The organism is Pseudoalteromonas sp. US3C1013, assembly GCF_048401115.1.
GTDB lineage: Bacteria > Pseudomonadota > Gammaproteobacteria > Enterobacterales > Alteromonadaceae > Pseudoalteromonas > Pseudoalteromonas undina.
Window position 1 is genome coordinate 2,020,892 of the sequence record NZ_CP183075.1, and the last position, 14,337, is coordinate 2,035,228.

General features: G+C 41.5%; 13 protein-coding genes. 10 read left to right on the top strand and 3 right to left on the bottom strand.

Going from position 1 to position 14,337, the window contains the following annotated elements; translation table 11 throughout:
- Positions 1-82: 82 nt before the first annotated feature.
- The 3 genes from ACNSN2_RS09475 to ACNSN2_RS09485 form a co-directional block, all read right to left on the bottom strand.
- Positions 83-559 (bottom strand): FKBP-type peptidyl-prolyl cis-trans isomerase, encoded by a 477-nt coding sequence (locus ACNSN2_RS09475; RefSeq protein WP_418607145.1) that lies wholly within the window; start codon positions 557-559, stop codon positions 83-85.
- A complete protein-coding gene (locus tag ACNSN2_RS09480; RefSeq protein ID WP_418607147.1) occupies positions 556-2,985 on the bottom strand; it encodes a Lon protease family protein in 2,430 nt (809 codons plus the stop codon). The genes ACNSN2_RS09475 and ACNSN2_RS09480 overlap by 4 nt, the downstream gene beginning before the upstream one ends.
- A 76-nt stretch (positions 2,986-3,061) precedes the next feature.
- A complete protein-coding gene (locus ACNSN2_RS09485; protein ID WP_010388317.1) occupies positions 3,062-3,520 on the bottom strand; it encodes a zinc ribbon-containing protein in 459 nt (152 codons plus the stop codon).
- 185 nt (positions 3,521-3,705) lie between these two features.
- Between ACNSN2_RS09485 and leuS the strand changes: the two genes are divergently transcribed.
- The 10 genes from leuS to ACNSN2_RS09535 all read left to right on the top strand — a co-directional run bounded on the left by leuS (position 3,706) and on the right by ACNSN2_RS09535 (position 14,326).
- Positions 3,706-6,294 carry a leucine--tRNA ligase gene (leuS, locus tag ACNSN2_RS09490; protein ID WP_075169587.1) on the top strand — a complete coding sequence of 863 codons (2,589 nt, stop codon included), beginning with the start codon at positions 3,706-3,708 and terminating at the stop codon, positions 6,292-6,294.
- 1 nt (position 6,295) lies between these two features.
- Entirely contained in the window at positions 6,296-6,787 is a 492-nt protein-coding gene (gene lptE / locus ACNSN2_RS09495) for an LPS assembly lipoprotein LptE (RefSeq protein WP_010388311.1), read from the top strand.
- On the top strand, positions 6,787-7,827 hold the full coding sequence (gene holA, locus ACNSN2_RS09500) for a DNA polymerase III subunit delta (RefSeq protein ID WP_055012799.1): 1,041 nt from the start codon (positions 6,787-6,789) through the stop codon (positions 7,825-7,827). Before lptE ends, holA begins: the two co-directional genes overlap by 1 nt.
- 12 nt (positions 7,828-7,839) lie before the next feature.
- Positions 7,840-8,469 carry a nicotinate-nucleotide adenylyltransferase gene (gene nadD / locus ACNSN2_RS09505; RefSeq protein ID WP_054202454.1) on the top strand — a complete coding sequence of 210 codons (630 nt, stop codon included), beginning with the start codon at positions 7,840-7,842 and terminating at the stop codon, positions 8,467-8,469.
- Positions 8,470-8,531: 62 nt separating this feature from the next.
- Positions 8,532-8,849 (top strand): ribosome silencing factor, encoded by a 318-nt coding sequence (gene rsfS, locus ACNSN2_RS09510; protein WP_010388304.1) that lies wholly within the window; start codon positions 8,532-8,534, stop codon positions 8,847-8,849.
- A 37-nt stretch (positions 8,850-8,886) separates the two neighbouring features.
- The gene (gene rlmH / locus ACNSN2_RS09515) at positions 8,887-9,357 is read left to right on the top strand and encodes a 23S rRNA (pseudouridine(1915)-N(3))-methyltransferase RlmH (RefSeq protein ID WP_002958522.1); all 471 of its coding nucleotides are present in this window, start codon (positions 8,887-8,889) and stop codon (positions 9,355-9,357) included.
- Between the two features lie 9 nt (positions 9,358-9,366).
- Positions 9,367-11,247, top strand: coding sequence for a penicillin-binding protein 2 (gene mrdA, locus ACNSN2_RS09520; RefSeq protein ID WP_010388286.1), 1,881 nt, complete (start codon positions 9,367-9,369; stop codon positions 11,245-11,247).
- Positions 11,244-12,350, top strand: a complete 1,107-nt coding sequence (gene rodA / locus ACNSN2_RS09525; protein WP_010388283.1) for a rod shape-determining protein RodA — start codon at positions 11,244-11,246, stop codon at positions 12,348-12,350. Before mrdA ends, rodA begins: the two co-directional genes overlap by 4 nt.
- Positions 12,350-13,111 (top strand): septal ring lytic transglycosylase RlpA family protein, encoded by a 762-nt coding sequence (locus tag ACNSN2_RS09530; RefSeq protein ID WP_054202452.1) that lies wholly within the window; start codon positions 12,350-12,352, stop codon positions 13,109-13,111. Before rodA ends, ACNSN2_RS09530 begins: the two co-directional genes overlap by 1 nt.
- Positions 13,112-13,165: 54 nt before the next feature.
- Entirely contained in the window at positions 13,166-14,326 is a 1,161-nt protein-coding gene (locus tag ACNSN2_RS09535; protein WP_054202495.1) for a serine hydrolase, read from the top strand.
- Positions 14,327-14,337: the final 11 nt, after the last annotated feature.

Here is a 14,337-nt window from a genome sequence, read left to right on the forward strand (position 1 = left end):
ACTTGAGTAGAATTGGCTAATGAGGCAAATAAAAAGCCCTACTTGATTAAGGTAAGGCTTAAAGTGTTTTTTTTCTTTAAAATTACGACTCAATAGCCAGTAATTCCACTTCAAAAATAAGCAATGATGCAGGAGGAATACTCCCTACTCGCTTTTCACCATAGGCGAGCTGATGCGGTATATAAAACTGAAATTTATCGCCTGGGCTCATCAGTTGTAGGCCTTCTGTCCAACCTTTTATAACTTGGTGCAAACCAAAGCTAATCGGAGTTTTGCGCTCCACTGAGCTGTCAAATACAGTGCCGTCGATTAAAGTGCCATGATAATGCACTTTAACCATACTCGTTGGGCTAGGTGTATTTTCGCTCTGTCCTTTATGGATTATTTTATATTGCAAGCCAGATGCGGTTTCATTTACGCCTTCAGTTTTTACATTGGCAATTAAATAATCACTTTCAATCTGTGCGTTTGCGATTGCTTGCTGCTTGGCTTTTTTACTGTTTTTAAAAATTAAAACGCAAAAAATAGCGATAACAATCAGTAAAATTATATTGATCATAACTCCCCTTTTTCATCTTCTGAGTCGTGGTCTTTTTCGTCGCTGTTATCGCCATTAACAATATCAGCAATGTCTTTTAATCGCGCTAATGCAACGCCATTAACCGAATCTTCTGGGTAGTGTTCATCAACCATATCACCCGCTTCGATATCCATTAATAAGTTTAGTGCTTGGTCAACGGTTTCCACAGCATAAATATTAAACTTACCTAACTCAACGGCATTGAGTATTTCGTCATCAAGCACCAAATTAACTTGGTTCGATTTAGGAATAATAACCCCTTGCTCACCCGTTAAGCCGCGCATTTTACATAGCTTAAAGAAGCCTTCTATTTTCTCGTTTACACCACCAATGGCCTGCACATCACCATGTTGGTTAATTGAACCAGTTAGTGCAATAGACTGACTGATAGGTAAGCTCGTAATGGCCGAAATTAGCGCACAAAGTTCAGCAAGAGAGGCGCTATCACCATCTATGTAACCATAACTTTGTTCAATAGCGATATTCGCACTGAGTGTTAAGCTAAAGTGTTGCGCGTATTTGTTACCTAAATAACCGGTAAGCAACATTACCCCTTTTGAGTGAATTGCTTTACCCAGCTCAGCTTCGCGTTCCACATCAATTACGCCGTCAGCGCCCGCATAAACGGTAGCAGTAATACGTGCAGGTGTGCCAAATGAGGTGTCACCAATGTGCAGTACAGTCAAACCATTTACTTTACCTACGGCTTGGCCTTCAGTAGCTATTAAAGTATGCCCTTCCTTTATATCGCTGAGCATGTTTTCGCTAATTTGCCCCGTACGGTACTGCTTGCCTTGTATGGCTTCGTCAATATGGCGTGCATCAATCACCGTTAGCTTGTCTTGCTTAGCGTAAAAACTGGCCTCAGCCACAAGCTCTAACACATCAGCAAAACGTGCTGATAACTTATTATGGTGCTCTGCTTGGCGATAACTAAATTTAAGTAATCGCACCATTGCGGCTTCGTTTAACGTGCACTTTAATGTTTGCTCGCAGTAATCACTGACTTTAGTAATAAACTGATACTGCAGCTTATCGCTACTTGGTAAGTAATAATCAAAATCGGCAAGTACTCTAAATAACTCTGCAAATTCCTCGTCGTATTCACCGATGGTGTAATAAAGTTCACGAGAGCCAAGTAAAATAATTTTTACATCAAGCGGTATTAACTGCGGGCGAAGCGTAAAGCTACTTCCAACTACACTGTCTTGATAAGGTAAGTCATTTTTAATTTGATGCGTTTTTAGCGACAGCTTTAGTCCATCCCACACTTGGGGTTGAGCCATTACTTTTTCAGCATCCATAATTAAATAGCCGCCATTCGCACGGTGCAATGCACCAGGTTGAATTGTTCGATAGCTGGTAATTAACGACCCTTGCGATGTGGCGTATTCAATTTTGCCAAAAATATTACCAAAGGTTGGATTAGGTTCATACACAACCGGTGCTGCATCGCCTTCTTTGTATTCAACTAAAATATTAGGTGCAAAAAAGTCGGTAAGCATGCCTTTACGGTCAAAGTCTTCTTTGTTTTCTTCGCTTTCACCTTCATCATCAAGCCATTCAAGCACGGCATCAATAATTTCTACGCGTATATCTTTTAAATAACGCAGTACACCAATATGGCTGGCATATTTATGTTCTAAATCTTTTAATAATGGTTTAGTGGCTTGCTCAGCAGTAGACTTTTTAAGGTTGCGAAGCTTTTCTTTGGATTCACGTTTCCAGCGCGGCAACTCAATAAGCGCTTCAATGAGGGTATCTTCTAATTTTTCTATACGCTCAAAAAACATCTCACGTAAATCATCTTCCAAATCAGAAAATTCATTATCGGTAAGTTGCTTGCCATCAATCAGCGGTGCAAAGCCGACTACGCCTTTTTCTTCAATTAGTGCCACACTTTGCTCAAGCGCGGCTATTTCTACTGCGGTAATGGCGCCGTCGTAAGCATCGTTAAACTCACGGTCTATCGATTTTTTCTTGCGCTGATAAGCTGGGTTATCAAATGCAGCAGGAAAGGTGTCGAGTACTTCATCAATAAATGAGTCAATGTCATCGGCTAATTGTTTGCTTTGCCCTGCATGCATAAATAACGCAATAGGCTCACGGTGATCGTCGTAGTTATTAACATACAGCCATTCATGCGGTGTTGTGCGCTCTTTAGCGTGTTGTTTTAATTTGTCTTTTACTAAGGTAAAACGCCCGTGTGCCGCCTCTCCCATTACGTAAACATTATAACCGGGTAGGTCCATTCCTAAAGAGAAGTCCAATGCACTTTGCGCACGTTGTTGGCCTATAAAGGTAAGTTGCTCAGGGTATGGATTGCTCATGCAAGTGTTTACATGGCTCGAAGAAATACTCGGTGCAAGATTTGATACGGGTAGTGGCAGCAGTTTTTTCGTCATTCTAACTTCTTTTTTTACCAGCTTAATTGCTAGATTTGGGCATATTGAGTGGCCTACAGCCACTCAATACTTATATTTAGGGTTGTAAAGCCTGGCGGCTAAAATAGATGCCATCACACTGCGTGCAAGGAATAATTTGCGTTGCATGGTAAACATCATAACTATGGTTGCAATTCTTACATACTAATGTGCCCATGGCTATCCATTCACCTGCGTGATAAACACCATTATGCTTAAAATCTTCACTTAATGACTGCCATTCAAGCTGTGTTTTGTCTTCAATATGAGAAAGCTCAAACCACAATGACTCTTTAAGCTCCTGCCATGCAAGCGAATTATAGTAGCTATTATTTTCTTGTAGGTGAGAAATGTCACGCATTAAGTAATTACGATAAAGCTGGTATTTTTCTTCACCTAAATCTTTAAGTGCCTGCTCAGATTCAATAAATCGCTTTACTGCGGCTTTAACTTCATGCTCTTTCACATCTTTTAACCAATCGGTTAAATCACTAAGCCATGTTCTGTAATCTGCCATTTTATACTCCTTCAAAACGTCTACTGATTTACTCTATATCATAGATAAGTATAGGTTAACCTGTACTGAAAACTAATTTACTCGCAAATTTACAAAAAGCGCCGCTTTGGCGCTGTGAATAGCGCTTTATTTGGGGTATCCTATCGACAATTTTTTATTAGTATGCAAGAAGTTTGGAAACGTAAATGCAAGAGCAATATAACCCACAAGACATAGAGTCAAAAGTCCAACGCTACTGGGAAGAAAACCAAGTATTTAAAGCCACAGAAGATGAGAGCAAAGAAAAGTACTATTGCCTCTCAATGTTTCCTTACCCAAGTGGTCGACTGCATATGGGTCATGTGCGTAACTATACCATTGGTGACGTGGTTTCTCGCTTCCAGCGCTTGCAAGGCAAAAACGTAATGCAACCTATGGGTTGGGATGCGTTTGGTTTACCTGCAGAAAACGCGGCTATTAAAAATAAAACAGCCCCTGCAAAGTGGACTTACGAAAATATTGACTACATGCGTAACCAACTTAAGCAATTAGGTTTTGGTTACGATTGGGATCGCGAGATTGCGACTTGCCACCCAGAATATTACAAATGGGAACAATGGTTTTTCACTAAGCTTTACGAAAAAGGCCTAGTGTACAAAAAAATGTCAACGGTTAACTGGGATCCGGTCGATCAAACTGTATTAGCTAACGAGCAAGTAATCGACGGCCGCGGTTGGCGTTCAGGTGCGGTAGTAGAACAAAAAGAAATTCCACAGTGGTTTATTAAAATTACCGACTACGCACAAGAGCTATTAGATGATTTAGACAAATTAGAAGACTGGCCTGAACAAGTTAAAACCATGCAGCGCAACTGGATTGGTCGTTCTGAAGGCTTAGACATAGAATTTACGCGTACCGATAACAACGAAAAATTTAGCGTATACACTACGCGCCCAGATACATTTATGGGCGTAACATACCTAGCCGTTGCCGGTGGCCACCCTATTGCACAAGAAGCGGCGAAAAATAGCGACGCGATTGCAATGTTTGTTGAAGAATGCAAAAACACCAAAGTTGCTGAAGCAGACATGGCAACCATGGAGAAAAAAGGTATTGCAACAGGCTTTTACGCCACTCACCCATTAACGGGCGAGCAACTACCAATTTGGGTTGCTAACTTTGTATTAATGCATTATGGCTCAGGTGCGGTAATGGCAGTACCTGCGCACGACCAACGTGACTTTGAATTTGCAACAGCTTACGGCCTAGATATTAAACAAGTTATTGCGCCAGTTGAAGGCTCTGAGCTTGAAGTAAACCTAGCACAAGAAGCATTCACCGAAAAAGGGGTATTAGTAAACTCAGGTGAATTTGATGGCCTTGATTTTGAAAACGCCTTTAACGCTGTTGCCGACAAACTAGAAGCATTAGGTGTGGGAGAGCGTAAAGTAAACTTCCGTCTACGCGATTGGGGTGTAAGCCGTCAGCGTTACTGGGGATCGCCAATTCCAATGCTGAGTGATGAGAATGGCAACGAGCTTGCTGCCACTGAAGATATGCTACCAGTGCGTTTACCAGAAGATGTGGTAATGAATGGCGTTACCTCACCAATTAAAGCTGACCCAGAATGGGCTAAAACAACTGTAAATGGTGTACCTGCCACTCATGAAACTGATACTTTTGACACCTTTATGGAGTCATCATGGTATTACGCTCGCTACTGTAGCCCGCGCCATGACGAGGGTATGTTAGATCCAGCAGCCGCTAACTATTGGTTACCAGTAAACCAATACATTGGTGGTATTGAGCACGCAATTTTACACTTATTGTACTCGCGCTTTTTCCATAAATTACTACGTGACTTTGGTTTAGTAAATTCAGACGAGCCATTCGACCGCTTACTTTGTCAAGGTATGGTACTTGCCGAAACATTTTATCGTAAAGATGAAAAAGGCGGCGATGTATGGATTTCGCCAAGTGATGTAAATACCGAAACCGACGACAAAGGCCGTGTAACCAAGGCATGGCACAAAGAAGATGGTGAACCTGTGTTCTCATCTGGCATGAGTAAAATGTCTAAGTCGAAAAATAACGGCATAGACCCACAAGAAGTAATTGCTCAATACGGTGCAGATACCGTGCGTTTATTTATGATGTTTACTGCACCACCGGAGCAAACGCTTGAATGGTCAGATTCAGGGGTTGAAGGCGCACACCGTTTCTTAAAACGTGTATGGAAATACGCGGTAGATGTTAAAACGGTTGGCTTCCAAGCACTTGATAAATCGTCGCTTACTAACCCACAAAAAGTACTTCGCCGTGAGCTACATAAAGCCATTGCAAAAGTGAGCGATGATGTTGAACGTCGTCAAACATTCAACACTGCGATTGCCGCAATCATGGAGCTGTCTAATAAGTTATTAAAAGCGCCATTAAACGACACTCAAGATGTTGCCATTGCTAACGAGGCATTAGAAGCATTACTTATTATGCTAGCACCAATAACACCGCATTTATCGCATCAGTTATGGCAAGAGCTAGGTAAAGAAGGTGATATTTTAGATGCAGCATGGCCAAAAGTTGACGAATCTGCCCTAGTTGAAGATGAAAAACTAATCATCGTACAAGTAAACGGTAAATTACGTGCAAAACTAACGGTTGCAGCTGATGCAACGCAAGAGCAAGTAGAAGCACTCGCGTTTGCAGAATCTAACGTCACTAAATTTACTGATGGTGCAACAATCCGCAAGGTAATTTATGTACCAGGTAAATTGCTTAACGTGGTAGCTAACTAATATGGCTACTTTAAATGCCATTAAAAACGGACTAGCCTTAGTGCTAGTCTGTTTTTTGTTATCGAGCTGTGGCTTTCACCTTAAAAAAGCATCAAGCCTACCCAATGATTTAAAACAGCTAACCTTGGTGGGTGATGATCAAAAATCAGCGTTGTTTAGCTATTTGCAAACAGAACTGGCTATGAGCGATGTCACTTTAGTCCCTGCGAGTAAACAGTCTGCGCAACTTTATTTATTTAAAGAGCAGCTAGAGCGTCAAACCTTGTCGTTGTTTCAAAACGGACAAGTAGCTGAATATGAACTGGCATACAGTGTGAGTTATGTTGTAAAACGCCCAAAACAAGAAGCCATTGAAAAACGTTTTGAGCTTTACCGTAATTACCAAGATGATCCTGACAACGCACTAGCTAAAGCAAAAGAGCTTGAACTGCTGATCAGCGAAATTCGCCAGCAAGCGAGTCGTCGAATTGTTAGAGAGTTGTCGCAACTATAATGCGTTGTTATGCAAATCAGCTGCCTAGCGAATTAAAAAAGGGGTTAAAACCTTTTTATTTGGTTTTTGGTGAAGAGCCTTTTCAAGAAGCGCAATGTGTACAGCTCATACGCGACAGCGCAAAAGCGCAAGGCTTTGATGAAGTAATTAAATTCACTTTAGCCCAAGGCTTTGATTGGCAGGAAATCATAGCGCAATACCAAAGTATGTCGTTGTTTAGTGCGCGTACGATTATTGAGCTTGATTTAAACCAGCAAAAACCTGGTACACCCGGCGCAAACACCTTTAAAAAGGTCGTTGAGCTTGAAAACCCTGACACCATTTTAATTGTTAAAGGCGCCAAAGCAAGCCAAGATGTGCAACGCGGTGCGTGGTTTAAAGCACTCGATAAGCAAGGGTTATTTGTACCCTGCTATCCGCTTAGTGGTAATCACTTAAAACGTTGGCTTGATGAACAGTGCCAACGCTTGTCACTTAATTTACAAAACGAGGCTAAGCTCAGTTTAATTAATGCCACTGAAGGCAATTTACTGGCTTGTTTCCAAGAGCTTGAAAAGCTGTCGCTAATACATGGTGACGCTCTCATTACTCAGCAACTGGTAATGCAAGGGCTACTAAACCAATCTAAATTCGATATTTTTGATTTAAGTGATGCCCTGTTAAACGGCCATACTTCACAAGCAATAAAAGTATTAAATAAGCTTGCCAGTGATAACACTGAAGTAGTGAGTATTTTGTGGGCCATCAATAAAGATTTAAATACCTTAATAGGTGTACAACAAGGGTTACTGCAGGGTGAGTCATTAGCGACCCTGTTTAAGCAAAAAGCGATTTGGAAAAATCAGCAAGTGCCGGTACAAACAGCGATAAACAGACTAAATATTCACACCCTTGAAAGTATTAGCAGTGAACTGGCATTATTTGATGCAAGCTACAAACAAGGTGTATTGATTGCGCCCTATCAAGCATTAGCACATATTTGTATTAAATTTTGCCAACCACTCGATATTCCACTGCCGTGCCATACTAACCGTCAGTAAAGGAAAAATATCATGATTGCAATTTTTGGTGGCACTTTTGATCCTGTTCATTTGGGGCACCTTAATATGGCGCAGCAATGCGTTGCGACCTTTAAATTACACTCACTCTATTTTATGCCCTGTGCAATACCCGCACACAAAGCGGCACCGGGGATCAGCACCGAGCATCGTATTGAAATGCTTAAAACCGCAATTAAACCATATTCGCAGTTTAAGCTTGATTTACGAGAACTAAAACGCAGCGGCCCGTCGTATTCTTTATTAAGCTTGCAAGAGCTAAGAGCAGAAAATCCCGATACCCCTATTTTATTTTTAATTGGTATGGACTCATTCAACAACCTTGATAAATGGTATCAGTGGCAAACAATAACGAGTCTATGCCATATAGTGGTGTATCAACGCCCAGGTCAAAACTGTGATGTACAAGGTGAACTTAAAAACTACAAACAGCAGGCTATGAGCAACGATATTTCACTACTGAACGAAAAAAATGGCGGACACCTTTACTTTTTAGAAGGTAAGCAACTGGATGCCGCATCCAGTAATATCCGTCAAGCTCTTAAAAAAAGTATTAAAAAGAGTGAACTATTACCCGACACCGTGAGTCACTATATTGAGCAGCACCAGCTTTATCAAGAGTGATTGGTATAAACCCCTCAGCGTGTTAAAATAACCGCTATTAAATTTTAAATTGAGACAAAACCTTGGATTCGAAACAACTACTCGCTTTTGCACTAGACAAAATTGACGATATGAAAGCACGTGATGTGATTCAACTTGACGTAACTGGCACTTCAGACGTAACCGATTACATGATTGTATGTTCAGGCACATCAAGACGTCATGTATTGTCAATTGCTGATAACTTAGCAAAAGAAGCTCGTCACGCTGGTGAAGAGCCATTAGGCTACGAAGGCCAAAGCGATGGCGAATGGGCATTAGTTGATTTAGGTGATGTGATTGTTCACGTTATGCAAGATCAAGCACGTAGCTATTACGATCTAGAAAAGCTTTGGGGCTAATAGCTCCCTATTTTAGACAACGCTTGGAAATAACGTCGTGAAAATACAAATGATTGCTGTTGGTACAAAAATGCCAGCATGGGTAGAAACAGGTTTTGCAGAATATCAGCGCCGCTTTCCCAAAGATATGGCACTGGAACTAATCGAAATACCTGCAGGTAAACGTGGCAAAAACGCAGATATAAAGCGTATTTTACACATCGAAGGTGAAAAAACCTTAGCCGCCATACCTAAAGGCAATCGTATTGTCACACTAGAAGTAACCGGTAAAGCACTGGATACTCACCAGCTAGCGAAAAACATGGAAAAGTGGCAACTTGATGGTCGCGATGTCAGTTTACTGATTGGCGGACCAGAAGGCTTAGCTCCCGAGTGTATTGCGGCCTCTGAGCAAAAATGGTCGTTATCAAATTTAACGCTCCCACACCCTTTGGTACGCATTATTGTTGCTGAAAGTCTTTACAGAGGCTGGAGCTTAAATAACAACCACCCTTATCATCGCGAGTAGTTTCTTGCCATGCTAAAACGAAGACCCACTATTCGCGACCACTCAGCAGAAGCTAATTTATTTGCTCGGCGTGCATTTGTGGGTTTTATTTTTATCTTAGCCTTAGTAGCCATATTATTGTCTAACTTGTACACCATTCAAGTTGACGACCACCAAGATTACCAAACTCGCTCTAATGACAACCGCATAAAAGTAATCCCTATTGCACCTAATCGCGGACTTATCTACGACCGCAACGGTGTTTTACTAGCCGAAAATAAGCCCGTTTATAACCTTGAAGTGATCCCCGAAGAAGTTGATGATTTAACCGCCTCTTTGAAGTCTATCAGCAAAATCATTGAAATAACCGAGCAACAACAAGCTGATTTTCTTGATGATATAAAACATACTCGACGTTTTAAAAGCCAAGTCCTCAAAGCCCGTTTAAATGAAAATGAAGTAGCGATGTTTTCAGTAAACCAACATAAATTTCCAGGGTTTAGCATTGAAGCGCGCCTAGCGAGATATTATCCCTTTGGCGATACTTTAACCCATGCATTAGGCTATGTTGCAAAGCTCAATAGAAAAGAATTAAATAAGCTTGAACAACAAGATGAAGCCACAAACTACCGAGCCACGCATGATATTGGTAAACTGGGTATCGAAAAGTATTACGAGCCATTACTACATGGACAAGTCGGCTCACAGCGGGTTGAAGTAAACAACCGTGGCCGTATTATTCGCACCTTAAACATGGATCCACCGCAGCCGGGTGACGACTTAGTACTTACTCTCGACATTGGTTTACAACAAATAGCCCAACATGCACTTAAAGATATGCGCGGCGCTATTGTGGTAATGGATGCAAAAGATGGCGGCGTTTTAGCGCTTTATTCAAACCCAAGTTATGACCCCAATTTATTTGTGCACGGTATTAGCAGTAAAGACTACAAAGCCCTACTCAACCCTGATCGTCCACTGATCAACCGTACCACTCAAGGACGCTATGCACCCGCATCAACTATTAAGCCGCACATGGCTATTTTGGCATTAGAAGAAAACATAGTGCAAGAAACCACCACCATGTGGGATCCAGGTTTTTTTCAAATACCAAACGTAGAGCATAGATGGCGAGATTGGCGACGTTGGGGCCATGGCCATGTTGATGTTTACAAGGCAATAGAAGAGTCATGCGATACCTACTTTTATGACGCAGCCTATCGTATGGGGATCACCAAAATAAGTAACTTTATGGCTCGCTTTGGCTTTGGTGAGTTATCCGGTATTGATATTCATGAAGAAACAACCGCTATTTTACCCTCAAAAGAGTGGAAAGAAGATCGTTTTAAAGAGTCGTGGTGGCGTGGCGATACTATTTCTGTAGGAATTGGCCAAGGTTATTGGACTGCCACCCCCATTCAAATAGCGAATGCCACTAATATTTTAGTTAACAGAGGGATAAATCACCCTCCTCATTTAGTGCAAGTTGCTAAAAAAGAAGATCAAATTACTCAGCTCAATAATGAAGAAAAGCCACCTGTTGTACTCAATAATGAAGATAACTGGCGCATCGCGATTGATGCCATGCATAACACCGTTAAAAAAACCACCGGAACTGCCCATCGTGCGTTTAAAGGCGCTACCTACGATCCAGCAGGTAAAACCGGTACAGCCCAAGTAGTCAGTATTGCTCAAGGCGAGCGTTACGACGCCGATGCACTTAAAGAGCGCCAACGTGATAACGCCATTTACGTCGGTTTTGCCCCCTACAACAACCCACAAATAGTAGTGTCTATTGTGGTAGAAAATACCGGAGGCGGAAGCTCAGTAGGTGCGCCGATTGCCCGTCAATTAATGGATTATTATTTTGCAGCTAACCCAATTCAATCCTCAGGGAGTAAAGTACCATGACGGCTTTACATAATAAGCGTTCTATTTGGCTACGCCTGCATATCGACTTGCCACTTTTAATTGCTTTATTACTGATGATGGCTGGCAGCATCACTATCGTTTATAGTGCCTCTGGCCAAGACTCGGCTATGATGATCCGCCATGTAACCCGCATGGCAGGTGCAATTATTGGAATGTTTGTTTTAGCGCAAATCCCCCCCGCTACGTTAAAACGCTTAGTCATTCCCATGTATTGCCTAGGGTTACTCATGCTAGTTGGAGTACTACTATTTGGTGTAAGCTCTAAAGGCGCTCAACGCTGGTTAGATTTAGGTATTACCCGCTTTCAACCCTCAGAGCTGATGAAATTAGCGGTTCCTATGATGGTGGCTTGGTACATTGGTCGTAACCACTTACCACCGCGTCCACTTCATTTAATTATTGGCTTTGCCATTGTAATGTTGCCCACCTTACTTATTAAGGAACAGCCCGATTTAGGCACCTCAATTTTGATTGCCAGTTCGGGGGTGTTTGTATTGTTTTTATCTGGCTTGAGTTGGCGTTTAATTGGCTTTTTAAGCTCAGTTGTTGCTTTGGCAGCGTGGCCATTTTGGCACTATGGTATGCACGATTATCAAAAGCAAAGAGTACTGACCTTTTTAGATCCTGAGAGCGATCCGCTTGGTTCTGGCTATCATATTATTCAATCAAAAATTGCTATTGGCTCAGGCGGTATCGAAGGCAAAGGCTGGTTGCAAGGCACACAATCACAACTGGAATTTTTACCTGAACGACATACCGATTTTATTTTTTCTGTACTGAGTGAAGAGTTTGGTTTATTTGGTGTGTGTATTTTACTTAGCCTGTACTTATTCATCATTGGCCGTGGATTATTTATTGCAGTTAATGCACAAGAAGCTTTTGGCAAGTTACTCGCAGGCTCTCTGACACTCACATTTTTCGTTTATATTTTTGTAAACATTGGTATGGTCTCGGGTTTATTACCTGTTGTAGGTGTTCCCTTACCATTAATTAGTTATGGCGGCACCTCAATGGTGACCTTGATGGCTGCATTTGGCATTATTATGTCGATTGCCACAGATAAAAGGATGCTCTTAAAATAATGCGCCTTTATAAACAACTTATAATTATTGCACTCGTTAGCCTCTTTTTAAGTGCATGTAGCAGTTCAAATAGCCGTTACAGCATGCGCCATGATGCAGCGCCTCTTCGAGCACCAACTGAATTAGAAATGCAAGATGCTATTGTCACTAAAGTTATAAAAAGCGCGAGCACCACACGCCCTTACGAAGTGTTGGGCAAACGTTATACCCCTATGCTCGATGAAACAGGTTATTCAGAAACGGGCATTGCCTCATGGTATGGCCGAAAATTTCATGGTTATCACACCTCTAACGGCGAAATTTACGATATGTTCGCTATGACGGCAGCTCACAAAACCTTGCCCTTACCGAGTTTTGTGCGCGTAACAAATACAGCCAATGGCCAATCTGTTATAGTACGGGTTAACGATCGCGGGCCTTTTCATGACGATAGAATCATTGATCTTTCTTATGCTGCAGCCTATAAACTTGGCTACCATAAATACGGTACAGCACAGGTTAAGCTTGAAGCGATTACCCTTGCAGATACCCATGCACGAAAAACCTATGTTCAAGTAGCTGCAGGTAGTACGTTAGCCAACATAGAAGCATTGGCACACACACTACGAGAGCAATATAAATTACCAACAAATATCGTCGAAAAAGACGGTATTTATAGATTGCACTTAGGGCCGATAAAAGATGCCCAACACGCGCAACAAGTACTAGAAACATTAAAACAAAATCAATTTCAAAACGCGTTCTTGCTTTACACTCAGTAAGCCCTTTAGAATAGGGAGAATGCATATTTTTAACTTTAACCATTAATGAGTATGATGAAATCTATTAAACATAAAATTCTTACTGGTGTTTGCGGCTTAGTCTGTTCTGCCGCCGTCTTTTCAGCCACCGCACAAATTATTCCAGCCCCTCCTCAAGTTAATGCTAAAGGTTACTTTTTGGTGGACTTCACCACAGGTAAAGTGATTGCAGAAGGTGAAGCTGATACAAAACTTGCTCCTGCTAGCTTAACTAAAATGATGACTAGTTATGTAATTGGTACAGAAATAAATGCGGGTAATATCGCACCCACCGATATGGTAACTATCAGTGAAAGAGCGTGGGCAAAAAACTTTCCTGAATCATCTAAAATGTTCATTGAAGTGGGTAAGCAAGTAAGTGTAGATGAACTTAATCACGGTATTATTGTGCAATCAGGTAATGATGCCTGTGTTGCCATGGCTGAGCATATTGCAGGCAGCGAAAGTGCCTTTGCAGATTTAATGAATGCCCATGCTGAAAAGATAGGCATGACAAATACTCACTTTATTAATAGTCACGGTCTTGATACAGACGAGCACTACACAACGCCACGCGATATGGCCACACTTGGCGCAGCCTTGATCAGAGATGTGCCGGACGAATATGCACTATATAAAGAAAAGTCATTTACATACAATGGTATAAAGCAATATAACCGTAACTCGTTGTTATGGGATGAAAGCTTAGATGTTGATGGTATTAAAACAGGCCATACATCTGATGCGGGTTACAGCTTAGTCACCTCGGCAACGAAAAACGACATGCGTTTAATTGCGGTAGTTATGGGTACTTCAAGTGAGCGTGCGCGTAAAGTTGAAAGTAAAAAACTGCTTAACTACGGTTTCCGCTTTTTTGAAACAATTACGCCTTACAAAGCTGGCGATAGTTTTGCAGAGCAACGCATCTGGATGGGTAACAAAGAGAATGTCTCTTTAGGTATTTTAGAAGACACCCCTATTACAATCCCTCGTGGCCAACATAAAAACCTGAAAGCAAACTTTGAGCTTGACGATACGCTTGAAGCACCTTTAGCTAAAGGCACTAAAGTAGGCACGCTGTTTTTACAACTTGAAGGCGAAGATATTGCACAATATCCGCTAGTTACACTTGAAGAAATACAAGAAGGTAGCTTCTTCAGCAAAATATATGACTACTTACGCTTACAAATAATGTAAGCACGAGTAAA

What these genes read in the sequence shown, in the direction of transcription:
- mrdA (WP_010388286.1), top strand. Translation starts at nt 9,367, where the DNA reads ATGCTAAAACGAAGACCCACTATTCGCGACCACTCAGCAGAAGCTAAT.
- ACNSN2_RS09535 (WP_054202495.1), top strand. Translation starts at nt 13,166, where the DNA reads ATGAAATCTATTAAACATAAAATTCTTACTGGTGTTTGCGGCTTAGTC.
- ACNSN2_RS09530 (WP_054202452.1), top strand. Translation starts at nt 12,350, where the DNA reads ATGCGCCTTTATAAACAACTTATAATTATTGCACTCGTTAGCCTCTTT.
- rodA (WP_010388283.1), top strand. Translation starts at nt 11,244, where the DNA reads ATGACGGCTTTACATAATAAGCGTTCTATTTGGCTACGCCTGCATATC.
- ACNSN2_RS09480 (WP_418607147.1), bottom strand. Translation starts at nt 2,985, where the DNA reads ATGACGAAAAAACTGCTGCCACTACCCGTATCAAATCTTGCACCGAGT.
- holA (WP_055012799.1), top strand. Translation starts at nt 6,787, where the DNA reads ATGCGTTGTTATGCAAATCAGCTGCCTAGCGAATTAAAAAAGGGGTTA.
- nadD (WP_054202454.1), top strand. Translation starts at nt 7,840, where the DNA reads ATGATTGCAATTTTTGGTGGCACTTTTGATCCTGTTCATTTGGGGCAC.
- ACNSN2_RS09475 (WP_418607145.1), bottom strand. Translation starts at nt 559, where the DNA reads ATGATCAATATAATTTTACTGATTGTTATCGCTATTTTTTGCGTTTTA.
- leuS (WP_075169587.1), top strand. Translation starts at nt 3,706, where the DNA reads ATGCAAGAGCAATATAACCCACAAGACATAGAGTCAAAAGTCCAACGC.
- lptE (WP_010388311.1), top strand. Translation starts at nt 6,296, where the DNA reads ATGGCTACTTTAAATGCCATTAAAAACGGACTAGCCTTAGTGCTAGTC.
- ACNSN2_RS09485 (WP_010388317.1), bottom strand. Translation starts at nt 3,520, where the DNA reads ATGGCAGATTACAGAACATGGCTTAGTGATTTAACCGATTGGTTAAAA.